The following is a 25,126-nucleotide window of genomic DNA, read 5'->3' as shown; positions in this document are numbered from 1 at the left end:
CTCTCTCCTAGCCCCTTTTCTCCTGTCCGTCCCCCTCTTTTCTGTGTCCGCTGGGGTTGTGGACAGGAGAGGATAGCTTCCGTTGATACTTCTCGCCGTGCCTGTCCGCTCCCCCTCCGGACAGGCTCCCGGGCCCGTCCGGTCCGTCCGGTGGGGGGTGCGGACGCCTTGTCCGCCTTTGTCCGGTGGGGATGCGAACACCCTGTCCGCCTGTACCCGGTCAGACACATGTGAGACTCTCTGACCCTGGGATGAGATAAAAAGAGGGGGACCGACTCTAGAAGGGAGGTCCCCCAAGTGCAGCTTACCACAGTCGGCAAAGAGGTCATAAGAGGGGCAAGGCTCGCCTCCCGGCTCGCCGAGGCTCAAGCCGGCGACCCCGAGGTCCAGGAGCGCCTGCGCAAGCTCAAGCAGGTGGAGACCCTGCGCCGCCACAGGGTGGACTGGGACGAGGTCCAGGACCTGGTGGGCATCAGCCGGGCCACTTCCTTCCGTTGGAAGAAGCGGCTCAAGGAAGAGGGGCTCAAGGGTTTGGTCCCCAGGTCCAGGCGTCCCAAACGCTTGCGGCGAAAACGAGACTGGACCCCTGAGCTTCTCCAAAGGGTGGAGGCTTTGAGGAAGGAGAACCCCACCTGGGGCCGTTGGCCCATCGGGTACACCCTGAGGAAGGAGGGCTTTGGGGTGAGCGAGCGCACCGTGGGCCGCATCCTGGCCCACCTGGAGGGGCTAGGGAGGGTGGAAAGGGTGGCTGCCTTCCTGGCCCGGGCGAGGCGGGGAAAGGGGAGGCCAAGACCCCAAAGGCCCTACGCACAAAGGAAGCCCAAGGGATACGAGGCCAAGGCGCCCGGGGACCTGGTGGGGGTGGACACCCTTACCGTGACCCTATCTCCCTGGCCCAGGTGCAGGGCCGGGCCACGGCCCAGCGGGCGGCGGGATTCCTTTTTGCCCTGGTGACCAAGGCCCCCTTTCCCATCCGGGCGGTCCAGGTGGACGGGGGGAGCGAGTTCATGGCGGAGTTTGAGGAGGCCTGCCGGAGCCTGGGGATCCGGCTTTTTGTGCTGCCTCCCCGAAGTCCGAGGCTCAACGGTCACGTGGAGCGGATGCAGCGGACCTTCCGGGATGAGTTTTACACCTGGCCCTTGCCGTCTGGGATTGCTGAGCTTCAGGGGGAGCTGGACGCTTACCTGGACTACTACAACCACCGCAGGCCCCACATGGCCCTGGGGGGGCTGGCGCCCCTGGAGTTCTTGGCTAAGATGCAGGAGGAGTCGGTCCCCCAGTCTCAGATGTGTTGACCGACTACACCGCCTTGTCCGCCGGGGTAATGTGGACTATCCTGGAGGGGATGACCGTGCGCGAGCTCGCCCGACTCCTGGGCTTAGGACGCTCCCAGGCCCACGCCCTCCTCCAGACCTACCGGGAGGTCTTCGGCCCCTCGCCCATAGACGAAACCGCCCTGGAGCGCATCCGGGAGGCCCGCCAGATGGTCCATTCGGGGGCCGTGCCCTCCTTCCGGGCGGGGCTTCTCCTTCTGCGGGACGGCAAGCTCCCCGAGCCCGAGGTTCCCCCCGCGGTAGTCCCAGGGCGTCCCACCCGTCCCATGGGAGTCCTAGGTCTGTCCCAACCTGAGACTTCGCCGGGACGTCCCGGGAACTGCCTCCTTACCCACGGATTTTCAAACCCTTGGGTAAGGCGGGAACAGGGCGGCCCTCACCCGCCCTTCCACTTCCGGTACCGGGCGAGGACCACCTCCACGTACCGCCTCGTGGACTCGGGTATCCTGCCCGCCCTCACGTTGTCGCTCCCCGTGTCGTAGGCGGCGAGGGCAAGCCTCCAGGCACCGCCTCTTGCATAGCACCTCTACAGCCACAGCCATTCCAACGAGGGCCTCCCCCTCCTCCAAAGCCTCCCCCAGTGGCGGGTGGCCTGAAAGGGCCCGGCCAAAAAGGGCGTGGGCGTGGCCTTCGGAGGAAGCGCTTCTAACCTTTGGACGGAGCCAACCCCTCCCTCAAGGCCCCGTCCAGAAGGAAAGCTCCCGGAACCACCCCAGGTCGCGGTAGCTGAAGGTCCACACGGAGGCTTTTAGCCGCAAGGCTACTTCGGTAACGGTCTTCGCCCCCCGCGGATGCGCCAGTGGATTTCCCCCTTGGTTAACCTGCCGAGTTCAGGTTAACCCGCCGAGCTCCCTCTTTGTTACCTGAGGCCGTCCGGATTAACCCTAAAAAATTCGCGACGCTACCCTTTCCCTTCGTCACCCTCAACCTGCGCCTGGTGGAGGGGGTGGTGGAGGCCCCCGGGGCGGAGCGCGACCCCCGCCTCACCCTATTTGGCTGAGGGCCTCGCGGATCCTTTCCGCCTGCTCCAGGTTCTCCTTAAGCCTGGCCTCCTCCGCCGCCACCACCTCCTTGGGGGCCTTCTCCCGGAAGCTGGGGGCGGCAAGCTTCCTCTGGCTCCTTTCCGCAAGGGAGAGGAGCTCCTTGAGCCGCTTCTCCTGGCGTTTTTTCCACTCTTCCACGTCCAGAAGGCCTTCTAGGGGCATGCGGACGGTAACTTTGGGCATGGCCTTGACCAGGGCCTTTTCGGGCCTTTCGGGGAGGAGCTCGGCCCGGGCCAGGAAGCGGAAGGCCTCGAGGTTCTCCCGCACGGGGGCCGTCTCCCCCTCCAGAAAGACCCGCACCTCCTGCCCCGGGGGAAGCCCGGCCTCGGCCTTCAGGGCCCGCACCGCCGTCACCGCTTGCTTTAGGGCCTCAAAGGCCCTCTCGGCCTCCTCGTCCCTCTCTCCAGGCTCGGGCCAGGCCTCGAGGGCGAGTTCCTCCTTGCCGGTGAGGGCCTGGAAAAGCTCGCTGGTGATAAAGGGCATCATGGGGTGGAGGAGCTTGAGGAGGGTGGCGAGGGCTTCCTCCAGGGTCCTTAGGGTGTGGGCGTTTCCCGCCTTGAGGGCGGGCTTGGCCGCCTCCAGGTACCAGTCGCAGAACTCGCTCCAGACGAGCTCGTAGACCTCCCGGGCCGCCTGGGCCAGGTCCAGGGCCTCGTAGAGGGCGGTGATCTCCTCCACGCCCCGGCTTAGGCGGCTTCGCATGAAGCGGTCCGCCAGGGTGGGGGCGTCCTCCTTGGCCTGGAAGCCTTCCCGGGAGAGGAGGACAAAGCGGGCGGCGTTATAGAGCTTGTTGGCGAAGTTGCGGGCCATCTCCAGCCAGCGGGGGTCTAGCCTTATGTCCTGTCCCCCCGTGGCCAAATAGAGGAGGGCGAAGCGAAGGGCGTCGGCCCCGTAGCGCGCCACCAGCTCCAGGGGGTCTATCGTGTTCCCCTTGGACTTGGACATCTTCTGGCCCTTTTCGTCCAGGAAAAGGCCGTGGAGGAGCACGGTCTTGAAGGGCCTTTCCCCCATGAAGTGGTAGCCGGAGACCTCCATGCGGGAGACCCAGAGGAAGAGGATGTCGTACCCCGTGACCAGGACGTCCCCGGGGTAGAAGGCCTTGAGGTCCTCCGTTTCCTCGGGCCAGCCCAGGGTGGAAAGGGGCCAAAGGGCCGAGGAGAACCAGGTGTCAAAGACGTCCTCGTCCCGCCTGAGCCTCGGGCTTCCGCAGGCCTCGCAGTGGGTGGGGTCTTCCAGGTAGCGCTCGGGGCGCGGGACGTTGATGGCGCCGCAGTCCTCGCAGTACCAGGCGGGGATCTGGTGGCCCCACCAAAGCTGGCGGGAGATGTTCCAGTCCTTGACGTTCCTGAGCCAGTCCAGGTTGACCTTCTTCCAGCGCTCGGGCACGAAGGCGATGTCCCCCCGCTCCAGGCCCCTTATGACCTTTTCCGCCAGGGGCTTCATGGAAAGCCACCACTGGGGGAAGATGGCGTACTCAATGGGGGTGCCGCAGCGGGAGCAGGTGGCGAGGGCGATGGTGTAGTCCTCCTCCTTCACCAGGTGCCCCGCCTCCCGGAAAAGCTCCACCGCCTTCCTGCGGGCCTCAAAGCGGTCCAGGCCCCTGAGGGCCTCGGGTACCCGCTCGCCTTCCATCTTCCCTTCCAGGTTGATGACGGAAACGGGCTCTAGGCCGTGCCGCTCCCCGATCTCGTAGTCCAGGGGGTCGTGGGCCGGGGTGACCTTGAGGGCCCCGGTGCCGAACTCCTTCTCCACGGCGGGGTCGGCGAGGATGGGGATCCAGATCTCCGTGAGGGGGATCCGGGCCCTTTTGCCGATGAGGTGCCGGTAGCGCTCGTCCTCGGGGTGGACGGCGATGGCCTGGTCGGCGAAGACGGTTTCGGGACGGACGGTGGCGATCTCAATGAAGCCACCCCCCTCCACCTCGTAGCGCAGGGTGTAGAGCTTGCCCGGGGTGGGCTCGGTTTCCACCTCGAGGTCGGAAAGCGTGGTCTCGCACCGGGGGCACCAGTTCACGAGGCGGGGCGCCCGGTAGGCCAGGCCCTCGTGGTAGTAGCGGGAAAAGGCGTAGCGCACCGCCTTGGAGCGCTTCTCGTCCATGGTGAAGGCCTCCCGGCTCCAGTCGGCGCTGGCCCCCAGGCGCTTGAGCTGCTGGAGGATGGTCCCCCCCGACGCCTCCTTCCACTCCCAAACCCGCTTTAGGAAGGCCTCCCGGCCCAGGTCGTGCCGGGTTTTGCCCTCCTTGAGGAGGAGGCGCTCCACCACCACCTGGGTGGCGATCCCGGCGTGGTCGGTGCCGGGAAGCCACACCGCCTCAAACCCCCGCATGCGCTTGTAACGGATGAGGGCGTCTTGGAGGGAGTTGTCCAGGGCGTGGCCCATGTGGAGGCTTCCGGTGACGTTCGGGGGCGGCATGAAGATGACGAAGGGGGGTTTGCCGCTTTTGGGGTTCGCCACGAAGGGGTTCTTCGCCCACTTCTCCGCCCACTTGGGCTCCACGGACTGGGGATCGTAGGTCTTGGGTAGGTCCATGCCCCTTACTTTAGCGGATGGCCTAAGGAGGCCACAACCATAAGTATCCTCCCCTAATATTTTCGACTCCATACCCCTAGGGCAGACTGGCCTTGCCTAGTAAATTGCCTTGGGATATGGACCCCCTAGACTAGACGATGATTTAGATGTAGGACGACCCCATCCGGGAGATCAAGATGAAGAAGCCCAAAGCGGTACCGCCACAAGTGAAGTTTCAAGCCGCTCTGGAGGCCATCAAGGGGGAGAAGAGCCTGGTGGAACTCGCCCGCATCTACAACGTCCACCCCAACACCATCCTGAAGTGGAAGGCAGAGCTTATGGAGAAGGGGGCCACCGTCTTCTCCAACGAGACCCAGGAGAAGGAGCTGGAGAAGAGGATCCGCGACCTGGAGCAGCTCATCGGCAAGAAGGAAGTGGAGATCGCCCTCCTAAAAAAGCCGAACCTACGCTTCGCGTGACCCTCGGGCAGGGGAGGTGAAGCGGATGACCCTGGGCGAGCGCATCGGCCTGGCCCGCGAGGCGCTGGCCCAGGGTTTAGCTCCCCTGCCCATCGTCCTCAGGGCCCTGGAGATCCCCCGGGCCACCTGGTACTACTACCAGAAGCAGAAGGTGGCGGCGGACCGGAAGCGGGAGGAGGAAGACCTCCGCCTCAAAAGGGCCATGAAGAAGGTCTTGCTGGAACACCCCGAGTACGGCTACCGCCGGGTCACCGAGGCGCTCAAGAGGAAGGGTATCCCGGTCAACCATAAACGGGTCCACCGTCTGTTGCAGGACTTCCACCTCTCCCTGAAGCGCACCGCCCGGAGGCCCAAGCCCAACCCCCTGCTGCAGATCGTGCTTTTGGCCGGGGACAAAGCGGACCTGAGGGCCTCCCTTCTCCGGGAGAGGGAGCCGGAGCCCTTTGCGCTTCTGTACACCGACTTCACCCTTCTGCCCTACCGGGGAGGGAAGGCCTGGTTCGTGCCCATCCTGGACCATAGGACGCGGATGGTGGTGGCTTTTGGTCTAGGCCCGTCCCCTTCGGCGGAGCTGGCCCTGGAGGCCTGGGCGGAGGCCAAGGCTTTTCTCCGGACCCGGGTGGGAGGGCTCCCCAGGGTTCTGGTCCACCACGATCAGGGGGGTCCTTTTCTGAGCCACGACTGGGTGGGGACGCTTCTTAGGGAGGGGCAGCGGCTTTCCTACAGCCTGATGGGGGCGAAGGGTAACCCGGTGGTGGAGAGCTTTTTTGCGCGGTTCAAGGCGGAGGGGGGAGACCAGTTCTTGGAGGCCAAGAGCCTTGGGGAGCTAAGGGGGGTGGTGGAGGAGCGGCTACGCTACTACCACGAGAGCCGGTTGCACTCGGGGCTAGGCTACCGAACGCCGAGGGAGGTGATGGAGGAGGCGCTGGGAAAGACCTGGGAGGCGTCACACGGGAGGCAGGGTGAAGGTGTCTAAGTTCAGGGGGCCGGATCAGCTAGCCCACGTGCCGCAATCGGAGCGGGAGGCGGTAGCGGAGGAGCTCAAGGAGGTTTTCACGGTGAAGCGGCGGAGCACCGCTGAGTCCTTAGCCCAAGGTTTCATGGAGCGCTACCGGGAGCGGTATAGGCGGGCGGTGGAGGTGTTTGCCCAGGGGATAGAGGAGGCGTTGACCTATCTGGAGTTTCCTGGTAGCCACCAGGGGCAGATCAAGAGCACGAATGTGCTGGAGCGGCTTTTCCGGGAGGTGAAGCGGAGGACCAAGGTGGTGGGGGTATTCCCGAGCGAAAAGAGCCTGGCCAACCTGGCCACGGTGGTGATGCTCAGGGCCAGTGAGGACTGGGCGTTCAGGCGCTACATGGACATGGGCCCCCTCTGGGCCGCGGAGGAGAAACCCACAAAAAAGGCTACTTGACCTGGGGGTTTGAGGTAGCACACGAAGGCATTCTCTTCCTGGGGATCCAAGACACCAGGGAAAACATCCTCGCCTTTGCCCGAAAACACTCCATCCCCCCCGATCGCCTCCTCTTCGGCGGCTACGGGGGACCCACCACCTACTTCAAAATCCGAGCTGTCCCCACCACCCTCGTCTTCTGCCAAGACACCACCAAACGCCTGGTGGGCGAAATCACCCCCGATAGACTCCCCGAACTCACCTGCCCAAAACAGAAACCCCCGCCGGAGAACCAGCGGGGGCAGGGGCCTAAAACCTGGTGAGAGTGAAGGAGATCACGAGGGTCAACCCAAGCGTAGCCGCAAAGATAACCCTTCCCCAGGAGATCTTCTCCATCAGATTCACCTCCCTTACTGAGATTTGAGATTTGGAGACCTAGATTGCCCCTGGACCAGTCGGTCCATTCCCATTATACTCTTCTCAGGAGGTCAATCTCATGGTAGTAGAACCGATCTCCGTGGACCGGGAAGAAGAGAAGAGGCTCAGGCAAAACCTCGCCTACGCCGGAGCGGGACTCCTCCTCAAGGGAAGGGACCGGGAAGCCCTCGCCTTCATCCTCGCCTCGCAAGCGCTTTACACTCGTCAACTTTTGGAGGTTTTGGAGGTGTTGGAGCGGGGGGATGTGGAGGAGGCGGCTTGGTTGGCGTTTGGGTACACGCACCACCCCACTTTGGAGAAGCGCCCGGTGATGGGGCCTCCATTGGGGGGGTGGAGGCCCATTTGGCGGCTTCTGGCCCAGGAGGGGCTGGACCCCAAGGCGGAGCCGGGGGCGAGTTTGGTGGCCCTGGCGCACACGGGGCATTTGGGGGAGATCACGGCGGTTTTGGCTACCCATGAGCGGAAGGGGTTGGAAACCGCTTTGAAGGTGGCCCAAGCGCTTTTGGAGACCCGTCCTGTGGCCTTCCGCTACGGGTTGCACATGGTTTCCGGGGCGCTTCCCAAGGGCAGGGCGTGAGCTTCCTCTGTCCACGGTTGAGTGTGGGAGGTGAGGTAGTTGAGGTTGAGGCTTTTGGGGATGTTTTCCTTGGGCCTCCTTCTCTTCGGCGGTGGAGGGGTTCTCGTTTATACCGGGGTGGTGGAGCGGGAGTGGTTCATGGTCTTTTACGGGGCGGCCATGATCCTCGGGGGGGTGCACTTCTTCACCGGGCGGCTTGGCGCGCTCCAGCCTTTCCTGGCGGTTTTCTTCCTTGGTTCGGCGGTCCTTTTGGTCCTCTACGCTTTGGAGGGAGGGGGGGGTGATGCGATGATGGCTTTGTCCCTAGCCGTGGGCTTTGGCGGTCTGGGTTACTACATGTGGCGGACCCCCAGGCACGTGGTGAGGCGGGCGGCCCCCCTCAAGGTGTCCTTGCCCGTGGTGCGGGGGGTTTCCCTGGACCGGGTGGATTTTGACCGCCTCCTTTCCCGCTTGCGGGAGAGGGTCATCGGGCAGGAAGCGGCGGTGGAGGCGGTGGTGCGGGGGCTCAAGCGTAAGGCGGCGGGGCTTTCCCGGAAGGAAAAGCCCTTTTCCGCCATGCTCGCCGGGCCCACGGGGACGGGGAAGACGGAGCTAGCCAAGGCTTTGGCGGAGGAGCTCGGGCGTCCCTTGGTGCGGTACGACATGAACGCTTACGGGGACAGCCACACGGTGGCCGGATTGGTGGGCTCCCCGCCCGGCTTCATAGGGTCTGAGAAGCCCGGGCGGCTTTACGAGGACCTGGCCCGCTACCCCAACGCCGTGGTCCTCTTTGACGAAATGGAAAAGGCCCACCCCTCGGTTTTGGACCCTCTCCTCCAGCTTTTGGACGAGGGGCGGTTCCAGGAGCTTTCCAAGGGGCTTGTGGCCCACGCTCCCGAGGCGATCCTGCTTTTCACCACCAACCTCATGGCCCGGGAAGCCTTTGAGGGACGGGATTTGCCCGACCACCTCCTCCGGGGGCGGTTGGTCCACATGGGGCTCAGGCCGGAGTTTGTGAACCGCCTGGATGTGGTGGTGACTTTCCGTCCTTTCACCGAGGAGGCGCTCAAGAAGGTGGCGGAGCTGCACCTCAAGGGGTACCTGAGGCGCTGGATGGAGGAGGCGGGGCTTTCCCTTGAGGTGAAGGTGGACCCTGGGGTCTACGACCTTCTCCTCAAGGCTTGCGACGTGCGCTTTGGGGCCCGGGATCTACAGCGGGTGATCGAGTCCTTCTTGGGCGATCCCCTGGCGGACGCTTACCTCAAGACCCGGGGAGGTTTCCGGGAGATCAGGGTTTATCCCCAGGGGGAGGAGATTGCCCTGGAGCTCCGATGAGCTGTCCCATATTCCACAGGAACCCCACCAGATGCCCGTGCCCGGCGATGGCGAGGGCTACCGGGTAGGCCAGAAGCGGGTCCCCCAGAAGCCGGGTCAGAAACACCACCTTTAGGCTGATGAGCCCCAGGTCCACCAGGGGCATTCCCCATGGGCCCAAGAGCAGGGCCTTGGCGTAAAGGAGGTTTCCTTCCCGGTACCCCCTTTCCAACCCCCGAAGGGTGGTCCACAGATCCCCCGCTAGCGTGGCCCCGTAGTACCCCAAAACCCACGGCCACATGCCCCGCCACTCTTCCGGGTTCGCCGAGGCGAGCGCTAGGGTGAGTACCGTGAGAAACCCGATGAGCAAGTACGGCACGGGGTTATGATACTGGACCCCCTTCCTCCTATAACTAGGGCCTCGGAAACTCTACTCCAGTAAAACACCCATAAAACCTTTCGGGGCCCCGAAGAGCCCCGGAAAGGCGCTATGGAAGCGAAAGGTGGTAGAGGTGGCGTTTTCACTATACACCAAAATTTTACCCCCTGTCTACTCTACTAGGGTGGTATAATAATGGCGCTATGGAAGCGAAATGGATAAGGGAGGTGGTGGAGGCCCTTGGGCGTGCCCCCCAGACGCCCGAGGAAGCTCTGGAAACTCTGGGGGTCCTTCTTCGTGCCAACCCCACGAAGAAGGAGGAGTTCCTGGCCGACGCCCACCGCGCCTGGGTTGGGGGCGGGTGGGCAATCAAGGGGGACAGCTCCCCCGAGGCCCGGGTGGTCCTGATGGCCCTTCAGGAGGCCACCCGGCGTCTGGCGGCCAAGTACGGGTGGAAGAAGGAGAGGAGAGAGGCCAGGCTTTTGGTTTCCTCTGAAGTCGCGGCGCGGGTGGTGGTGGTTTCCACCCCACCCAAGGGAGTGAAGAGGGAGGGGGTGTTCTGGGTCCCCCAGGAGGGCCTCTCCCAGAAAGCCCTGTGGGCGGCGGCCTACAGGGTGGCGAAGGGGGAGAGGGTTTACTTGGTGGGGCCCTGGGCTTCCAAGGCGAAGAAGATGGTGCTTTCTAAGGTCGCCAAGATCTTTGCCAAGGAAGCTCGGGAGAACACCGTGAAGCTCCCTTGGGGGGAGCGTGTCAGGCTCCTTCCTGGGGACCGCTGGGAGGACCTGGAGGCCCCCGAGCCCCGGATTGCGGCGGCAATCCGGGAGTTGAGGCGCTATTGGGAGGAGGAGAAAGGGGAAGAGGAGGAAGCAGAGGAGAGGGAGTGGTCTCACCAAACCCGGGTAGACCCCTGGGTGGTGAAGGCCCTCATCTCCTCCGTGGACCCGGACGCGGAGGAGGTGGAGCTTGAGTATTTCCGGGACCTCCAGGGAGAGGCGTTGTCTATCCTTGACCAGTATGCTCTGGAGGTGGATGTGTATACCTCTTCCGGCCTCTACCGGGTTCTCGGGCTTTCCCGGAGGCCCCGGTTCAAGAGGGAGGGGGGTTGGTGGAGGGTTTTGGCGGATGTTTTGCGCTACGCTAAGCCCTTCACCTTTGCCGAGGTAAAGGAGGTGTGGCAGGAAAAGAGGAAAGGCTGGGGTTGGGAGTTCAAGGTCATCCGCCTCCTTCAACCCCTCATAGCCTGGGAGGTGGCGTTGCTGGGGTTCAAAGACCCCGAGCACGCCTACTCCTGGGGCCTTACCGAGGGAGTGCGGATCGCCCGTCGCCTCCGGGCGGACAAGCTGAACCCCTTGGTCTTCCTCGTGCCCGAGCTTCGCAAGCGCTTGGCGGAGCTTCGGGCCCAGGAGGTGGGGGTTTACAAGCTGTCCCACCGGGAGGCGAAGGCGGTGCGCCGCTACTTCGGGTTGCTAAAGGAAAAGACCCCGGAGGAGGCGGCGAAGGTACTCCCGAAGGAGCTGGTTGATGCCTTGAAGAATACCACCCTCTCCACCGACCTTATGCGGGAGGTGGGGGTGGAGCCCGCGGAGGAGATGGACTACAACGCCATCCTCTTGCGGGCCAAGGTGAGGGAGGTGGTTGGGGATGTCCGGGCTATCTTTGGCGACCCTGGGGTCGCCTTCGTGGAGGCCCTGATGGAGGGGGCATCCATCGAGGGTGCCCAGGTGATCGCCGGAGTGGGGCCTGAGATAGCGGAGGAGGTGGTGGCTTACCTTAGGCACGAACTTGCCGGGTTCGCCGACTAGCGGCGGCCCGGTGGGTTTCCCCCGTCCGACCTCGGACGGGGGTTTCGGTTTTACGATAGGGGGTAGGACATGATGACCTTAGACGCTTTAACGGACCAGATGCTGGCGGAGCTTCGGATGGAAACGGGAGCCAAGGGGCCTGGTTTGGTCCTTTGGGGGGAAACCCCAAAGGACCTGGAGCTTGCCCTCTACGACATGCTCTCCAACCTGGAGGAGCCCATCCGGGGATGGGTGCGAAAGGTCCTCCCCGATCTGGTGGAAACTTCCGCCAGGGAGGGCTACACCGTTCTTGTCCTGGTCCCCACAGAGGAAGGTGTCTACGCTAAGGGCGCTAGCGTGCAACTGGAATACCTCCCCCTGGAAGGGCACCTAGAAGGGTGAAACAGGGGTGTGCCGACGGAGCTCTAGATGCCAGGAGGGAAGACCATCCCAAATTTCCCCTCCGCTTCCTTTTACGCAGGCTGAGTGCCCGGGGATTTCCAGGGAGGCGAGGACCTTGGGGAGAGGCTCAAGGTTGCAGAAAATTTCTCCCCTATGGATCTTCTCTTCCAAAAGGGCTGTTAGGGACACCATCGAGGCGAGGGCGGAAAAGGCTTCCAGGGCGTGTTTTAGGTTGGCCTTCGCCTCGTTTTGGGGTTTCTGGTGCTTCAGAGAGGTGAAGGCGTCCCACCAAGCGAAAGTCTTTTGGTCCACGCCTTTCTGGAAGGGCATTAGGGGATCGGGAAAGCGGCGGAGGCGGACTTGGGTGTTGTGCAGGTTTACCCCTAGTTCGCTTTCCACCTTGTGCGCGAGAAGGGTGAGGAGTTCCCCGAAGGGTTTGGCCCGGTTCCCCTTGTGGCATTGTGTGGGGTCCACCAAGTTCGTGCAGACCCAAAGGAGGGTGGCTTCGGTTTCCACGGCGGCCATCTGGATGAGGCGTTGGAGTTCCAGGGAGTAGACCCCGAGGTTGTCCGGGGCAAAGGTGATGTACCGCCTAAGCTGCCAAAGGTCTTCGTCCAGGGCGATCACCGCATCCCAGAAGGTCTGGATGCCGGGCTGCATGGCTAGCGGTACCTGTCCTCTGTGTATGCCTTGAGGGGCCGGAGCCTGACCACTTCCCAGGGGTACCGGGGTTTTAGCCGGTTCAAGGGGAACTGGCGAAGGCGCTTTCGGATGTGCTCCCGTTCCTCCTTCGTCAGGCCGAAGAGGTCAAAGACCGCCTCGTCAATCTCCTCAAGAATGCGCAGAAAAGCTTGGGGAACCGAGGAGAAGGCGTGCTCCCGGCGCTCGTACTCCAAGAGGAGCTCGCGGTAGTCCTCGGGCACTTGGAGCTTCTGCAGGTCGCGTTTCTTTACCTGCGCTTCCTCGTCCACCATGCTCAGAACAAGGTGGACGAAGCGGGCTAGATCGGGGTCCTTGAGGTCCAGTTGGCTGAAAAGCCCGCCTTTGAGCCAGGTGCCTTCCAAGGTGATGTCCCCTGCCTTACATGCTTCTTGCCAGTCGTGGAAGTTTAGGCCAAATTTAGGGGCGCTAAGGGAGAAGGCCCTTCCCTTCTGAATACGCTCCTCAATGGCGCCCTGCAACCATGTTTTCGGGTTGCTCCTGGAAGCTAGGGCTAGCTCCTCTAACTTTTGGTAAAGGTCTTTCAGGCGGCGTAAGACCTCCAGGTCAGGATCCTTGGGCCAGGGGAGGGCCTCGAGGGTGCGGGGGTAGATGTGGGCTCTGCTGGATCCTTCCAATACCCCACTCCTTAGGCGTACGAGGTAATACCACCGAGCAAGGGAGGAGTTGAGGTACGCCGCTACGGCTTCGGCGAGGTTCTTTTTCGGGATGCCTATTATGGTGCTATCCAAGGTTGCTACAGGGCTTTCTTCACCTGAGCGGATAAGAGCTGCTATGGGGACTAAGCTTATGTTCGCTACCGCAAGGTAGTTGCGAGGCCATTCCGTGTTTCCCCAAAGACTCAACTTGCCGTAGGGTCGCCTCCTGACCTGGTCCAAATCCACGTAGCCCAGAGGTTCTCCCGCCCAGGCTACCGCCAGGCCTCTGCCGGCGATTACGGCCACAGGTTCCTTCCCCGTAGGTGCTTCTGTGGTTTCCACCCCTCCCCGTTGGATGCCGTAAGTCCACCAGAAGGGCTGGGGTTTCCGGTGGCGGGTCCATTGGGTTTCCATAGCCGTGGTGAGTGTGGTGCATTTTTCGCCGCCAGGGAAAAGCTTCCTTAGAAGTTCTGGATCTCCTTCCTTGAGTAGGGGAAGGAGGTATTCCCCGTACCCGTTAATGCCGGTTTGGGGACGCGCCACGGGGTTCACTTTGGGGTCAAAGAAGTCCCGATAGGGGATATGGGCTACCTCTCCCGGATCGGGGCTGGTTTTGGGCCATGACGAGGGTACCCAGATTTCAACGGTATCGTTTTCTCTGTTGGGCCTTCTTTCCACGATGAGGATCATCGGGATAACGTTCGCATCCCACACTTTTCCCACAAACTCCAGCCATACCAGTTTCCGCAGGGTGTACCCCTTTCCGGGCCAAAGGAGGGACCAAACTGGGGCCGCGGCTTCGCTAGAGGCGTAGCCCCCGGAAACCACCATGCCCAGCTTGCCTCCGGGCTTTACCCAGGGTTTATCGGTGGTCCCCGAGCCCTTTAGGGCCCGCCAGAGGAAGAGGAGGCCCGTGTCTCCGTTCTGTCCCCAGACCTCCTTATAAAGGTCCCGGATGGCCTCCCCGTACTTGGCCCTTTCGGCCCGGATATAGGGCGGGTTGCCCACCACATAGTCCCACTCCCCGGTGTCCCGTTCCCTTTCCCCGGGGGAGAGGTGTTCCTGGCCGATGATTTGTGCCACTTCGTTGTCGTCCAGCAGGCTGTTGAGGTTGTAGACATGGATCTGGGGCCGCTCCCGTTTCAGGCGCAAGAACCCCCAGAGGAGCTGGAAGAGGGTGATGTAGGCGGCGAAGGGGTTGAGGTCAAAGCCCCATATGGTATCGGAAAGCTCCTTGGGCTCAAGGTCCACACCTCTTTCTTGAGCGTCCTTAAGCCGATGGTGCAGGTAGCGCACGAGGAAGGAACCGGAGCCGCAAGCGGGGTCCAGAACCCTTGGGTTTCCCCCCGGGTGGGCCAAGGCGGTTTCCCGGAGGATGTAGTCCACCACCTCCTTGGGGGTGTAGAACTCTCCCAGGCGCTTCCGTTTGGGGGGAGGCAGGAAGCTCTGGTAGATGTCCCCAAGGATTTCCTCCGAGAGGGTGGAGAAGTTGTAGGCGTTCACCCGCAAAAGGAGGCGTTGCAGGGCCCGGTCCAGCTCTCCGTTGGTTTCCAGGACCCAGGCGAACATCTCGTCCTCAAAGGGTTCCCTGTAGGCGTGGGAAAGGTCCAGAGAGGCCACCTTGAGGAGGGCCGTGGCCCTTTGCGAAAGGAACTCCACGAACTCTTGCCAGCGCTCGGGTCCTCCGTTGGTGAGGCGGCGTTTGGTGAGGTTGAGATCCTCCAGGAAGCGCAGGAACAGCACCCGGGCCATGAGGGCGGCGGCGGAGTCGGCGGCGAAGGCTTCCCGGATGACGGGGTTGGTCGGGGCCTCGTTGCCTTCCACTTCCCGGGCGTACTGGTCGGCAAAGCGGGGAAGGTACACCTGGAAGAGGGCCTTGAGTCGCTCGGGAAACTCCTTTTCCAAGCGCATCAAAGCCCGGCGGAGGGTTTCCTCCTTGCCGATACTGCCAAGGTTTTTCTTTAGGGCCTCTATGCGCTTCTGGTGGTCTTCATACTCCCTTTGCAGGCGCTCTAGGGCCCTTTCGGTGGCCTTGGTTAGTTCGTTAAAGGAAGCGAGAAGGTCTTCCTTGAGCTTTCGGGTGTTGGCCTCGTCTAGCTCCAAATAGGCGTAGGGTAGCTCTCCCCGGGTGTAGGTTGTCCAAAGGTGTTCATGGTTAGCCCGCCCGTAGGAGATCAGCGCTAGCCTTTCACGCAGGCTTTCCGTGGTTTCTCGGGTAAGGTCAAGCCGGAGAAGGACTTTACCCGTGGGGTCCCGAAGTTGCAGGTGTTTGGGCGTGAGGAAGAGCACGTAGCGAGTGAAGCCGGTGATATACTTGCGCTTTTCCTGCCACAGGGCCTGGGTTCTTGAGGAGTCCTGGAGGTAGCCGTCGTCCTTCTTGAACTCCCCCACCACCCAGGGATCCCCTTCAGGGGTGTAGAGGACCACATCGGCGAGCCCCCTTCCTTGAGGGTCTTCGGTAATCACCCGGTCTTCGGGATAGCCAAGGAGATGGGCTAGGAAGTCGCGAACTAGGGGGTTATAGGACCGCTCGGGCCCGGTAAACTCGGTGCTAAGCCAGCGGCTAAGGGGGTCCTCGGGCGCGTTCCTCCGTGGCATACTTGCGGGGAAGTCTACCCCGCCTTCCTTGGCTGGGGCAAGCGGTATGTCCCCCTCAAAGCCCCGGCAACCCCGCGAAAGCCAATGCCCTTCTGGGCAGACCCTGCGGGGTTCGGGAGAGCTCTGGGTAAGGTTTAGCGGCTTATCAGGATGGTGCCTGAAGCTGTGTGGTAAGCGTTGGGTGTCTTGGGCTTATCAGGTTAGCGTTGCATTAAGGAGAAGACGGTGAGCAGGATTGTGGCTCCCCCGATAACGATTGTGGCTACCCCGATGACGATAAGAATAATGTTTTGGCTTTGCTGGATGCGATTGTTCACATCGGACCGGACTTCCCTGATCTCTTGCCTTAGCTCGCTCACTTCCCGCTTGACTTCTTCGCGCAAAGCCTTGTTGTCTTCCCGGAGTTCCTGGACAATCGCTCTGAAGTCCTGGCGAAGGCTTTCCGCCATCGCATCCATGCGACGGGAGATGTCAAGCGCCACCTGTAGGGCCACCTGGCCCGCATCCGTGGGCGCATCCTTGCGCTCTTCCATAGGCCCTTCTCCTCCCACAACCCTGGCCTGCCCTGATGCCGACGCCGTAGCACTTGCACGAGCTGTTGCAAAGATGACCTTGGGAGAAGCAGTTGCAGTTTCCTGCTCCCATTGCTTCGTGAACTCTTCTTGACCCATAATCTTGGGGACAAGATGACTAGGGAGCGGTGAAACAATACCTCCTATGTCGGGTGAAAAGCGAAACGAGGAAAAAAGCAACTGCTCCACCTTTGGTGTATGTCCGTTTGTGGCTTTTCCACTCATACGCTCCCTTATTCATCGGAGCTCTTGCCCAAATGCTTGGCTAAGTTAGTGTAAAGCCATTCCGCCAAATCCTGGGTTAGAGCGTAGGTGCCTACCAGGTTCAACCGAACCACCTGTTTTTCGCCGGTTTGGCTTTCGGGGTCGCTAACATAATCGGGAGCCCCGGAGTAGATTTGCAATATAACCAAGCCTGGAGTGCGCCCCCTGAGAACCAGGCGCGAAACCACAATGGGTATTGTCGCTCCAGGATGCGCCACAAACTGAACTTCCAGTTGCTCAGAAGCACCCACGTTTGCTTCCTGGCCCTTTTCCATGTGCCCCCCTATCACTTCTGACAACCCGTCCGGGTTATATTCAGTTTACCTCTAGTCCTCCAACCTGACCTGCCCCACTACCCGGTGGAGATCCCACTCGGTCTTTTCCAAGACCCGGGTTTCCGGGGGACACCCCAAGGTTTCCACCACAAAGCTCTTGCGGCTGTTGAGCCCGAGAAACCGCACAGGATAGGGGGCTTTCTGGCCTTCCTTGGATACCGCCACCGCCAGCCTGCCGTGTTCGGGCTCCTCGCCCTCCCGGTACACCACAAACCCATCCTTGTAGGCCAAAGCCCTGAGATCCTTCGGGTCCACCTCCACTCCCGGCAGGCCAAGGATCAGGTACTCTACAGGCTCTTCGGCTGACGCCGGGGCTTCAGCGCCCGCCCCTGTCCCCACCAACGGGACCTTGAGGAGAGGCACCGGGGGCGCTCCGGGAACACCTTCCGCCGTGAGCCCCGGCACCTTGACCCCGGTGGCTTGGGCAAACTCCTCGGGGCTCCAGCGAAACACCTTCATCAAGGCCACCAAACGGTGATAGGGCACATTTCCCAGATTGATAAGCCCCTGCTCCAGCTTCCACACATACCCGTCTGAGGTCCCTAACGCCTGAGCTACCTGCTTTAACGTCAACCCCAGCTCCTTCCGCCGCTGACGCAAAACCTCGCCTACTTTACTACGAACTCCGGTCGCCATGCCCGGATTTTACCACTTGGCAAGAGAAGGGAGGGGTTTTAGGGGTTTTGGAGGCGGGTTAGGGCTTCGGGGATTTTCCAATCGTGGGCGATTTTTTGGAGGGTATCCCTTGGGGTGTTGGGGTTATTGGCGAGGGCTTGCAGGCACCAGGCGGGGAGGTCTGGTTGTTGGTAGAGTTGGCGGAGGGTTTCGGGGCTGGCGTTGGGGTGGGCGCAGACCTTAGCCCGCAGTTGGGGGTCTGGGTGTTGGGCGAGCTTGGCGAGGATTTGGGAGGGTGTAGTCCCTACCTGGGTGAGGACTTCCAGAACCTCGGGACAATCCCATAGGACTTCCACCACGCGCTCTAGGAACTCGGGAGGGAAGTTGTGTTGGAACACTATCCGCACCGCCCCCCGAAACTCCCCAATGTCCCGGAAATCGCCCGAACCAAGCGCGAGCACAATGCGCAACCTCTTGCCTTCCTCCCCTTGCTCCTCCAAAACCTCCCACAGCCTCCCCAAAAACCCCTCACAACCCATACCTAAAACCTACCTCCCCTTGCCAAACGACAAGAGAAAACACAGCGAGAGCGCCGTCTGGAACGGCGCTCTTGTCTTACCCTCAATCTACCCTCAATGGAGGGAGGAACAGGGGGTTTGTTGGTTCCGTTCCGGTGAGCGTTGGCGCGAGATTTTATCGTTCCTATGCCATTTGGCGTGTTTTGAGTGGGGTTGAAGTGGGGGTGGAGGATTAACTTGACACGGTAGGGGTCGGTGGTTCAAGTCCACTCGCGCCCACCAGGCCAAACCCCCGGATCGCCCCGGGGGTTTTTCCTTATGCGCTTGCGGGGGGCTTCGGGGTATACTCGGGCCATGAGCGCGGCCCACGAGCGCGAGCTATACCAGGCCTGGGTGGAGCTCCTTTCCTGGATGCGGGCGTACGCTGAGGAAAAGGGGGTGCGCTTCGAGAAGGAGGCGGACTTCCCCGACTTCATCTACCGCATGGAAAGGCCCTATGACCTGCCCACCACTATCATGACCGCCTCCCTATCCGACGCCTTGGGGGAGCCTTTCCTCCTGGCCGATGTTTCGCCCCGCCACGCCAAGCTCAAGCGCATCGGCCTTCGCCTGCCCCGGGCCCACATCCACCTCCACGCCCACTACGAGCCCGGCAAGGGCCTGGTGACGGGGAAGATCCCCCTCACCAAGGAGCGCTTCTTCGCCCTGGCGGACCGGGCGCGGGAGGCCTTGGCCCTGGCCTAGACCTGGCTGATGGTCCCTTGGGCCAGGGCGATGAGCCGCGGCTCGGGCTCTTCGCTGTAGGCCTCCCCTTGCACCACGGCGAGGCGCTTGCCGGCGTGCACCACCCGCCCCACGGCCCGAAGCCGCGTTCCCTTGGCGGGGCGGAGGAAGTTCACCTTGAACTCCACGGTGAGGACCTGAGGGCCCAAGGCAAGCCCCCCGGCGAAGGTAAGGGCGTTGTCCAAGAGGGCGCTGATGACCCCGCCGTGGACCACCCCCAGGTGCTGGTAGAACTCGGGCCTAACCTGTAGGGCGAACTCCACCATCCCTCCCTCCACCCGCACCACCTCCGCCCCCAGGTGCTGGGTGAAGGGCTGGGCTTGGGCCACCTGTTCCGCCAGGGCTTTGGGGTCCATGGGCCACCTCCTTAGACTTGGTCAAAGTCTAGCCCGTTTCCTCCTGGCCTTCAAGGGCTTCCCAGAGGGCAAGGACCACCGGGTGAAGGAGGGAAAAGGCTTTTGGGGTGGGGCGGAGGCGCTTTCCTTCCAACAGAAGGAGCCCCGCTTCCGCCAGTTCCTGGGCTTTCCCTGTTAGGCGAGGGAAAAGGGAAAGGCCTACCCTCGCCTCCACCTCGGCCACATCCACCCCTTCCCTAAGCCTTAGGCCCAGCATGAGGCTTTCCTTGGCGTGCTCCAGGGGGGAGATGGCCTCCTCCCTAGGGGCCTCCCCGGCGAGCCAGCGGGGGAGGGGGGGGTTGGTGCGCCGCAGGGCGTAGGCTGGGCCCTCCCCCGGGTACTGCCCCGTGGCGGAGGGCCCCAGGGCGAGCCAGAAGCCAGCCCGCCAGTAGACCAGGTTGTGCTGCGCCTCCTCCCCAGGGCGGGCGAAGTTGGAGACCTCGTAGCGTTCTATCCCTGCTTCCCCCAAGATGGCCTCGGCCCGCTCCATGGCCCAAGCCTCCCGCTCGGGGTCCTCCTTCAGGCCGAGGAGGGCGAAGGGGGTTCCCGGTTCCACCTGTAAGGTGTAGGTGGACACGTGGCCCACGCCCAAGGAGGCCGCCTCCTTTAGGTCCTCTTCCACCTCCTGCATGGGCAGGCCCAGGATGAGGTCCAAGGAGATGCGGAAACCCGCCTCCAGGGCCATCGCCACCGCCCTAAGGGCTCCCTTGCGCCCGTGGGCTCGGCCGAGGAAGCGGAGGACCGCCTCCTGGAAGCTTTGCACCCCTAAGGAGAGGCGGTTCACCCCAAGCTCCTTGAGAAGCCGGAGGCGGGCGGGGCTCAGGGTGCCGGGGTTGGCCTCGAGGGTCACCTCCGCCCCTTCCGCCAAAGGCCAGGGGAGGGCCTGGAAGAGGGCCACGAGCTCCCGGTCCCTGAGGTAGCTCGGGGTGCCCCCGCCCAGGTAGAGGGTCTTAAGGGGGTGGGGATAGCGGGCGTAGAGGCGGGCGGCCTCCGCCTCGAGGCGCTTCAGGTAGGCCTCCACCCAGCCTGGCCCCCGGCGCACCACGTGGAAGTCGCAGTAGGGGCAGAGGGTGGGGCAGAAAGGGACGTGGACGTAGAGGCTCGTCAACCTTTTCAGTCTACCAGAAGGAGGCGGAAGTCGTTCAGGTTGGTGCCCGTGGGGCCGGTATGGAGGAGGGTGCCAACCTGTTGGAAAAACCCCAAGCTATCGTTTTCCTCCAGGAAGGGCCTTGGGTCTAAGCCCTTTGCCCAGACCTCAGGGGTGAGAAAGGCCCCGGCGGCGCCGCTATTCCCGTCCAGGCCGTCGGAGTCTGCGGCTAGGGCGTAGAGGGGCCTTTCCAGGTGGGCGTAAAGGGCCAGGAGGAACTCCAGGTTCCGCCCCCCTTGGCCCCGGCCCCTGACCCGCACCTGGGCCTCGCCCCCGGAGAGGAGGAAGAGGGGCTTTCTAAAGGGCACCCCGTGGGCGCGGATGGTGGCGGCAAGCTCGGCATGGAAGCGGGCCAGGGCGCGGGCCTCTCCCCCGAAGCGGTCGGAAAGGGTCACGGCCCGGTGCCCTTCCCGCCGCAAGAAGGCCTGGGCCGCCCGCAGGAGGTGGAGGTTCGTCCCCACCAGGCGCCAGGTGAGGCGCTTAAAGGCGGGGTGGCCCGGCTTGAGGGTTTCCGGGAGCTCCCCCAAAGCCCCCCGCAGGAGCACCTTGCGGGCCTCGGGGAAGGGGAGGCCGTGGCGGTCCAGGACGGCCAGGGCCTCTGCGTAGGGGGTGGGGTCGGGGTGGAAGGGCCCGGAGGCGATGACGCTGGGGTCGTCCCCCGGCACATCGGAGAGGAGGAGGGCGTGGACGCGGGCCTGGGTGGCGAGGAGGGCCCTACCCCCCTTGATGCGGGAGAGGTGCTTGCGCACGGCGTTGATCTCCCGGATGCTGGCCCCGCTTTGGAGAAGGGCCTGGGTGAGGGCCTGCTTCTCCGGAAGGCTTATCCCCAAGGGGGCGCACCAGAGGGCGCTCCCGCCCCCCGAGAGGAGGGCGAGGACCCTGGCCCTGGGGGGTAGGGCCTTAAGGAGGCTTAGGACCTCCTCCGCCGCCCGAAGGCTTTCCCCATCGGGCACGGGGTGGCGGGCGAAGACCGCCCGGAGGCCCAGGGCGTCCTGGCCCCGGGGCAGGGTTAGGTGGTAGGGGACCTCCCCGTAGCGGTCCAGGGCCGCCCGGAGCATAGGGGCTGCCCCCTTCCCCACCGCCAGGATCAGGTCGGGCCGGAAAGGGGGGAGGGCCTTTAGGGTGAGGCGGTAAGGGTCCGTGGCCTTTAGGGCCTGGTGGAAGGCTTCTTTCAAGAGGGTTTCCATGCCAGGTCAAAGGCCCGGCCCCTCGTTCCCGGCCAGGGGGTCTTTCCCCTCGTAGAGGAGGGCCAGAAGCTCCGCCGTGTGGAGCACGGGGAGGCCCTGGAGGTAGGCGCTGATCTGGGTGAGGCAGCCGATGTTGCCCGTGACCACCAGGTGGGGCTCCGTGGCCTTGAGGTTTTCCGCCTTGCGCCGGCCCAGGGCCTCGGCGATCTCCGGCTGGAAGAGGTTGTAGGTGCCGGCCGACCCGCAACAGAGCTCCCACTCCTTAGGCTCCAGCACCTCCAGCCCCGCCGCCTTCAGAAGCCTCCTGGGCGCCTCCCGCACCCCTTGGGCGTGGGCCAGGTGGCAGGCGTCGTGGTAGGCCACCCGGAGGGGGGTTTTGGGGGGTGGGGGCGGGGTGAAGCCCAGCTCGTCCAGGAGGAGGGTGAGGTCCTTCACCTTGGCCGCCAAGGCCCGGGCCGCCTCCTCCTCGGGCTCCCCCAGGAAGAGGAGGGGGTACTCCTTCATCCCCGAGCCGCAGCCCGCGGCGTTGCTCACCACGTAATCCACGTCCTGGAAGGCCTTTAAGTTCTTTCGGGCCAAGGCCTTTGCCCCCTCCTTGTCCCCGGCGTGGAGGTTTAGGGCCCCGCAGCAGACCTGCGCCTGGGGGATGATCACCTCCACCCCGTTTTCCTGGAGGACCCGCAGGGTGGCCTGGTTGATGGAGGGGCGGAGAACCCGTTGCGCACACCCCAAAAGGAGCCCTACCCGGGCCTTCCTTTCCCCCTTGGCGGGGTAGACCTCCTGGTAGGGGGCCTCCGGGGGCAGGCGGTCTGGGAGGAGGGCCAGGGGCGCCTTGAGGGGCTTGGGGAGGGGAAGGGGCTGGAGGAGGGGCTTGAGGCGGACGCCCATCTCCGCCAAAGGCCGGAAGCGCCCCGGGTGGGGGAGGGTGCGGAGGAGGGCCAGGCGGTAGGCCCTTTCCAGGGGGTAGCGGTGGCGCTTGGCCTCGGTGTGGAGGCGGAAGGTAGCGATGAGCTCGCCGTAGGGCACCCCGCTCGGGCAGGCGGTGACGCAGGCCTGGCAGGCCAGGCAACGGTCCAGGTAGGGGAGGGCCTCCTCCAGGGGCAGGGCCCCTTCCAGGACCTCCTTCATGAGGAAGATGCGCCCCCTGGGGGAGTCCATCTCCTCCTGGAGGACCACGTAGGTGGGGCAGGTGGGGAGACAGAAGCCGCAGTGGACGCAGGCCTCGATGGCGTGGGCCATCACCTCCCCTTCCTGGCCCAAGGCTTCCACGGGAATGCGGTGCTGCATGCTCTCACCCTAAGGGAAAGCGGCCTTTGGGGTCCAGGGCTTCCTTGAGCTTGGCGAAGAAGGCCTCGGGGGGCGGGGGGTAGAGGGGGTCTTCCGCCCCCTTGAGGACCAGGTGGGGAAGCCCCGCACGCCTCAAGGCCTCGAGGCCTTCCCCGTCCAGCCCGGCGTAGAGGACCTCCCCGCCGTCCAGGTAGCGCCTGGGCCCCAGGGGAAGGGCCTCCAGTTGCGCCACCTTCTGGGGCTTGGCCGGTACCTTCACCCAGATGGGGCTTCCCTCCAGGAAGCGGAGGTCCCGCACCCCCTCCCAGTAGGCCTCGTCCTCCTCCAGGACCTCCGTTTGGGCCCCCTCCTGGGCCAGGAGGGCCTTGAGGCCTTCCAGGCGGGCCGCCACGCTTTGGGGAAACCCCCCCAGGCGGGCCTCGAGGGTGGCGGGGGGGACGAGGTCCAAGGCCAAAAGCTCCAGGGGCAAAAGCCGAAGCCTTTCCAGAAGGGCCAGGGCGCTTTCCCGGCTCGGCAGGGTGGCCCGGAGGGTCCGGGTGGCCCGGGGGAAGGGGAAGACCTTGAAGGAAAGCTCCACCAAAATGCCAAAGGCCCCCAGGGAGCCCACCAGGAGGCGGTGGAAGGGGAAGCCGGCGGCGTTTTTCACCACCTTGCCCCCGCCCCGCACCACCCTTCCCTCCCCGTCCACGAAGCGCACCCCCAGGAGGAAGTCCCTAAGGCCCCCATAGCGGTGGCGCAGGGGCCCGGAAAGCCCGGCGGCCACGGTGCCCCCCAGGGTGGCCCCCTGGGCCCTCAGGGGCGGGTGGAAGGGGAGGTACTGCCCGTGGGCCTTGAGGGCCTCCTCTACCTCGGCGATGGGGGTCCCGGCCCAGGCGGTGAAGACGAACTCCTCGGGGGCGTACTCCAGGATGCCGGAAAGCCCTCCGAGGCTCAGGCTCACCTCCCCCGCCCGGGGGGCGGAAAGGGCGGGCTTGGTCCCCCCGCCCTTGGGGCGGAGCCGGGGGTAGGTCCGCACCGCCTCCACCACCTCCCTCAGGGTGCTCGCCCTAACCTCCATGGACCACCTCCGGGAGGACCTTGCCCCGGTTGGCGAGGCCCTTGGGGTCCAGGGCCCGCTTCACCCGTTCCATGGTTAAGAGGTCTTCCGGGGCGAACATCTCCGGCATGTAGGCCTTCTTCTCCACCCCGATGCCGTGCTCCCCCGTGAGGGAGCCCCCGAGGCGCACGCAAAGCCGCAGGATCTCCCCGGCCAGGGCCTCTGCCCTTTCCAGCTCCCCGGGCTTCTTGCCGTCGTAGAGGACCAGGGGGTGGAGGTTCCCGTCCCCGGCGTGGAAGACGTTGGCCACCCTGAGGCCAAAGGCCTGGGAAAGCCTTTGGATCTCCTTTAAGGCCTCCCCCAGGCGGCTTCGCGGCACCACCCCGTCCTGGACCAGGTAGTCCGGGGAAAGCCGGCCCACGGCGCTAAAGGCCGCCTTGCGGCCCTTCCAGATGGCCTGGCGTTCCGCCTCGCTTTGCGCCACCCGCACCGCATAGGCCCCGCTTTCCCGGATGACCTCTCCCAAGACCAAGGCCTCCTCCGCCACCTCCTCCTTGGGGCCTTCCAGCTCCACGATGAGGAGGGCCTCCGCCTGCGGGTAGCCCGCTTGCACCGCCTTTTCCGCCGCCTCTATGGCCAGGCGGTCCATGATCTCCATGGCCCCGGGCAGAAGCCCCCGCCGGATCACCAGGCTCACGGCGTTCCCCGCCTGCTCCAGGCTCTCGTAGGCGGCCAGGAGGGTGTGGTAGGCCTCGGGTTTGGGGAGGAGGCGCAGGGTGATCTCCACCGCCACCCCCAAAAGCCCCTCCGTGCCCACGAAGAAGCCGTGAAGGTCGGGGCCCACCCCTTCCAGGCTCTCCCCCCCAAGGCGCACCACCTCCCCTTCCGGGGTCACCACCTCGAGGCCCAGGACGTGGTTGGCCGTCATCCCGTACTTCAGGCAGTGGGCCCCCCCCGAGTTGAAGGCCACGTTGCCCCCTAGGGTGCTCACGGGCTGGCTGCTGGGGTCCGGGGCGTAGTAGAGGCCAAAAGGAGCGGCCTGGCGGGAAACCTCCAGGTTCACCACCCCGGGTTCCACCACGGCGATCCTGGCCTTGGGGTCCAGGCGCAGGATGCGGTTCATGCGGTTGAGGGCGAGGACGATCCCCCCCTCCACGGGCAAGGACCCCCCGCTGAGGCTCGTGCCGCTACCCCGGGCCACGAAGGGAACCCCGTGGCGGTGGCAAAGCCGCACCACCGCCACCACCTCCTCCTTGCCCTCGGGCAGGACCACCGCCAAAGGGCGTTTGCGGTAGGCGGTGAGGGCGTCGGACTCGTAGGGGGCGAGGGCCGCCTCCTGGGTGAGGACCTTGCCCGGCAAGAGGGCCTTGAGTTCTTCCAAAAAGCCCACGGCCTTCCTCCTTTCC

Annotated in this window: 23 protein-coding genes and 1 pseudogene; 10 read left to right on the top strand and 14 right to left on the bottom strand. The window is 64.1% G+C overall.

All coding sequences use genetic code 11. The features are described from left to right. Positions 1 to 297: 297 nt before the first annotated feature. A pseudogene (locus ABXG85_RS03955) lies at positions 298 to 1,816 on the top strand (integrase core domain-containing protein). A gap of 501 nt (positions 1,817 to 2,317) precedes the next feature. Here the strand turns inward: ABXG85_RS03955 and ABXG85_RS03945 are convergent. Continuing rightward, complete coding sequence (locus ABXG85_RS03945; protein WP_014510997.1) at positions 2,318 to 4,906, bottom strand: valine--tRNA ligase; 2,589 nt, start codon at positions 4,904 to 4,906, stop codon at positions 2,318 to 2,320. A gap of 176 nt (positions 4,907 to 5,082) precedes the next feature. Between ABXG85_RS03945 and ABXG85_RS03940 the strand changes: the two genes are divergently transcribed. The 6 genes from ABXG85_RS03940 (at position 5,083) to ABXG85_RS03915 (ending at position 9,084) form a co-directional block, all read left to right on the top strand. Further along, positions 5,083 to 5,364: a transposase gene (locus tag ABXG85_RS03940; protein ID WP_014510998.1), complete on the top strand. Its 282-nt coding sequence runs from the start codon at positions 5,083 to 5,085 to the stop codon at positions 5,362 to 5,364. A gap of 25 nt (positions 5,365 to 5,389) precedes the next feature. Next, positions 5,390 to 6,340 (top strand): IS3 family transposase, encoded by a 951-nt coding sequence (locus ABXG85_RS03935; RefSeq protein ID WP_014510999.1) that lies wholly within the window; start codon positions 5,390 to 5,392, stop codon positions 6,338 to 6,340. Continuing rightward, positions 6,333 to 6,776, top strand: coding sequence for a transposase (locus ABXG85_RS03930; RefSeq protein WP_353512440.1), 444 nt, complete (start codon positions 6,333 to 6,335; stop codon positions 6,774 to 6,776). The genes ABXG85_RS03935 and ABXG85_RS03930 overlap by 8 nt, the downstream gene beginning before the upstream one ends. After that, entirely contained in the window at positions 6,773 to 7,078 is a 306-nt protein-coding gene (locus ABXG85_RS03925) for a TlpA family protein disulfide reductase (RefSeq protein ID WP_353512439.1), read from the top strand. Before ABXG85_RS03930 ends, ABXG85_RS03925 begins: the two co-directional genes overlap by 4 nt. A gap of 173 nt (positions 7,079 to 7,251) precedes the next feature. Next, positions 7,252 to 7,770, top strand: a complete 519-nt coding sequence (locus ABXG85_RS03920; RefSeq protein ID WP_353512438.1) for a hypothetical protein — start codon at positions 7,252 to 7,254, stop codon at positions 7,768 to 7,770. Between the two features lie 39 nt (positions 7,771 to 7,809). Continuing rightward, the gene (locus ABXG85_RS03915) at positions 7,810 to 9,084 is read left to right on the top strand and encodes an AAA family ATPase (RefSeq protein ID WP_353512437.1); all 1,275 of its coding nucleotides are present in this window, start codon (positions 7,810 to 7,812) and stop codon (positions 9,082 to 9,084) included. Here the strand turns inward: ABXG85_RS03915 and ABXG85_RS03910 are convergent. Continuing rightward, positions 9,038 to 9,442, bottom strand: a complete 405-nt coding sequence (locus ABXG85_RS03910; protein WP_353512436.1) for a hypothetical protein — start codon at positions 9,440 to 9,442, stop codon at positions 9,038 to 9,040. The two genes, ABXG85_RS03915 and ABXG85_RS03910, sit on opposite strands and share 47 nt — an antisense overlap. Before the next feature lie 203 nt (positions 9,443 to 9,645). Here ABXG85_RS03910 and ABXG85_RS03905 point away from each other — a divergent pair, with 203 nt between their 5' ends. Further along, positions 9,646 to 11,244 carry a hypothetical protein gene (locus ABXG85_RS03905; RefSeq protein WP_353512435.1) on the top strand — a complete coding sequence of 533 codons (1,599 nt, stop codon included), beginning with the start codon at positions 9,646 to 9,648 and terminating at the stop codon, positions 11,242 to 11,244. A gap of 69 nt (positions 11,245 to 11,313) precedes the next feature. Further along, positions 11,314 to 11,625: a hypothetical protein gene (locus ABXG85_RS03900; protein ID WP_353512434.1), complete on the top strand. Its 312-nt coding sequence runs from the start codon at positions 11,314 to 11,316 to the stop codon at positions 11,623 to 11,625. Here the strand turns inward: ABXG85_RS03900 and ABXG85_RS03895 are convergent. The 6 genes from ABXG85_RS03895 to ABXG85_RS03870 form a co-directional block, all read right to left on the bottom strand. Next, positions 11,614 to 12,285, bottom strand: a complete 672-nt coding sequence (locus ABXG85_RS03895) for a hypothetical protein (RefSeq protein WP_353512433.1) — start codon at positions 12,283 to 12,285, stop codon at positions 11,614 to 11,616. The two genes, ABXG85_RS03900 and ABXG85_RS03895, sit on opposite strands and share 12 nt — an antisense overlap. A 2-nt stretch (positions 12,286 to 12,287) precedes the next feature. Beyond that, the gene (locus tag ABXG85_RS03890) at positions 12,288 to 15,581 is read right to left on the bottom strand and encodes an N-6 DNA methylase (protein WP_353512432.1); all 3,294 of its coding nucleotides are present in this window, start codon (positions 15,579 to 15,581) and stop codon (positions 12,288 to 12,290) included. 200 nt (positions 15,582 to 15,781) lie between these two features. Beyond that, complete coding sequence (locus ABXG85_RS03885) at positions 15,782 to 16,378, bottom strand: hypothetical protein (protein WP_353512431.1); 597 nt, start codon at positions 16,376 to 16,378, stop codon at positions 15,782 to 15,784. A gap of 8 nt (positions 16,379 to 16,386) precedes the next feature. Beyond that, a complete protein-coding gene (locus ABXG85_RS03880; protein ID WP_353512430.1) occupies positions 16,387 to 16,692 on the bottom strand; it encodes a hypothetical protein in 306 nt (101 codons plus the stop codon). A gap of 51 nt (positions 16,693 to 16,743) precedes the next feature. After that, complete coding sequence (locus tag ABXG85_RS03875) at positions 16,744 to 17,388, bottom strand: helix-turn-helix domain-containing protein (protein ID WP_353512429.1); 645 nt, start codon at positions 17,386 to 17,388, stop codon at positions 16,744 to 16,746. Positions 17,389 to 17,426: 38 nt separating this feature from the next. After that, complete coding sequence (locus ABXG85_RS03870) at positions 17,427 to 17,837, bottom strand: hypothetical protein (protein ID WP_353512428.1); 411 nt, start codon at positions 17,835 to 17,837, stop codon at positions 17,427 to 17,429. Between the two features lie 402 nt (positions 17,838 to 18,239). Here ABXG85_RS03870 and ABXG85_RS03865 point away from each other — a divergent pair, with 402 nt between their 5' ends. Next, positions 18,240 to 18,629: an NADH-quinone oxidoreductase subunit 15 gene (locus tag ABXG85_RS03865; protein WP_243094479.1), complete on the top strand. Its 390-nt coding sequence runs from the start codon at positions 18,240 to 18,242 to the stop codon at positions 18,627 to 18,629. On the opposite strand, the gene ABXG85_RS03860 is transcribed toward ABXG85_RS03865, so the two are convergent. Genes ABXG85_RS03860 through ABXG85_RS03835 form a run of 6 tightly spaced genes read right to left on the bottom strand, consistent with a single transcriptional unit; the run spans position 18,626 to position 25,110 of the window. Then, a complete protein-coding gene (locus tag ABXG85_RS03860; protein ID WP_353512427.1) occupies positions 18,626 to 19,024 on the bottom strand; it encodes a PaaI family thioesterase in 399 nt (132 codons plus the stop codon). The two genes, ABXG85_RS03865 and ABXG85_RS03860, sit on opposite strands and share 4 nt — an antisense overlap. A gap of 28 nt (positions 19,025 to 19,052) precedes the next feature. Continuing rightward, the gene (hemW, locus tag ABXG85_RS03855) at positions 19,053 to 20,171 is read right to left on the bottom strand and encodes a radical SAM family heme chaperone HemW (protein ID WP_353512426.1); all 1,119 of its coding nucleotides are present in this window, start codon (positions 20,169 to 20,171) and stop codon (positions 19,053 to 19,055) included. Between the two features lie 5 nt (positions 20,172 to 20,176). After that, the gene (locus ABXG85_RS03850) at positions 20,177 to 21,397 is read right to left on the bottom strand and encodes a glycerate kinase type-2 family protein (RefSeq protein WP_353512425.1); all 1,221 of its coding nucleotides are present in this window, start codon (positions 21,395 to 21,397) and stop codon (positions 20,177 to 20,179) included. Positions 21,398 to 21,403: 6 nt separating this feature from the next. Further along, entirely contained in the window at positions 21,404 to 22,684 is a 1,281-nt protein-coding gene (locus ABXG85_RS03845) for a (Fe-S)-binding protein (RefSeq protein ID WP_353512424.1), read from the bottom strand. Positions 22,685 to 22,688: 4 nt separating this feature from the next. Beyond that, positions 22,689 to 23,741 (bottom strand): FAD-binding protein, encoded by a 1,053-nt coding sequence (locus ABXG85_RS03840; protein ID WP_353512423.1) that lies wholly within the window; start codon positions 23,739 to 23,741, stop codon positions 22,689 to 22,691. Further along, entirely contained in the window at positions 23,731 to 25,110 is a 1,380-nt protein-coding gene (locus tag ABXG85_RS03835) for an FAD-linked oxidase C-terminal domain-containing protein (protein WP_353512422.1), read from the bottom strand. Before ABXG85_RS03835 ends, ABXG85_RS03840 begins: the two co-directional genes overlap by 11 nt. Positions 25,111 to 25,126 lie beyond the last annotated feature (16 nt).

The organism is Thermus sp. LT1-2-5 (genome assembly GCF_040363165.1).
Taxonomy (GTDB): Bacteria; Deinococcota; Deinococci; order Deinococcales; family Thermaceae; genus Thermus.
This window is presented reverse-complemented; position numbering and strand designations above follow the sequence as displayed.

Bases quoted from the DNA above. Each gene is read 5' to 3' on its own strand.
- ABXG85_RS03945 (WP_014510997.1), bottom strand. From the start codon at position 4,906: ATGGACCTACCCAAGACCTACGATCCCCAGTCCGTGGAGCCCAAGTGG.
- ABXG85_RS03940 (WP_014510998.1), top strand. From the start codon at position 5,083: ATGAAGAAGCCCAAAGCGGTACCGCCACAAGTGAAGTTTCAAGCCGCT.
- ABXG85_RS03935 (WP_014510999.1), top strand. From the start codon at position 5,390: ATGACCCTGGGCGAGCGCATCGGCCTGGCCCGCGAGGCGCTGGCCCAG.
- ABXG85_RS03920 (WP_353512438.1), top strand. From the start codon at position 7,252: ATGGTAGTAGAACCGATCTCCGTGGACCGGGAAGAAGAGAAGAGGCTC.
- ABXG85_RS03905 (WP_353512435.1), top strand. From the start codon at position 9,646: ATGGAAGCGAAATGGATAAGGGAGGTGGTGGAGGCCCTTGGGCGTGCC.
- ABXG85_RS03900 (WP_353512434.1), top strand. From the start codon at position 11,314: ATGATGACCTTAGACGCTTTAACGGACCAGATGCTGGCGGAGCTTCGG.
- ABXG85_RS03895 (WP_353512433.1), bottom strand. From the start codon at position 12,285: ATGCAGCCCGGCATCCAGACCTTCTGGGATGCGGTGATCGCCCTGGAC.
- ABXG85_RS03890 (WP_353512432.1), bottom strand. From the start codon at position 15,581: ATGCCACGGAGGAACGCGCCCGAGGACCCCCTTAGCCGCTGGCTTAGC.
- ABXG85_RS03885 (WP_353512431.1), bottom strand. From the start codon at position 16,378: ATGAGTGGAAAAGCCACAAACGGACATACACCAAAGGTGGAGCAGTTG.
- ABXG85_RS03880 (WP_353512430.1), bottom strand. From the start codon at position 16,692: ATGGAAAAGGGCCAGGAAGCAAACGTGGGTGCTTCTGAGCAACTGGAA.
- ABXG85_RS03875 (WP_353512429.1), bottom strand. From the start codon at position 17,388: ATGGCGACCGGAGTTCGTAGTAAAGTAGGCGAGGTTTTGCGTCAGCGG.
- ABXG85_RS03865 (WP_243094479.1), top strand. From the start codon at position 18,240: ATGAGCGCGGCCCACGAGCGCGAGCTATACCAGGCCTGGGTGGAGCTC.
- ABXG85_RS03860 (WP_353512427.1), bottom strand. From the start codon at position 19,024: ATGGACCCCAAAGCCCTGGCGGAACAGGTGGCCCAAGCCCAGCCCTTC.
- ABXG85_RS03850 (WP_353512425.1), bottom strand. From the start codon at position 21,397: ATGGAAACCCTCTTGAAAGAAGCCTTCCACCAGGCCCTAAAGGCCACG.
- ABXG85_RS03845 (WP_353512424.1), bottom strand. From the start codon at position 22,684: ATGCAGCACCGCATTCCCGTGGAAGCCTTGGGCCAGGAAGGGGAGGTG.
- ABXG85_RS03840 (WP_353512423.1), bottom strand. From the start codon at position 23,741: ATGGAGGTTAGGGCGAGCACCCTGAGGGAGGTGGTGGAGGCGGTGCGG.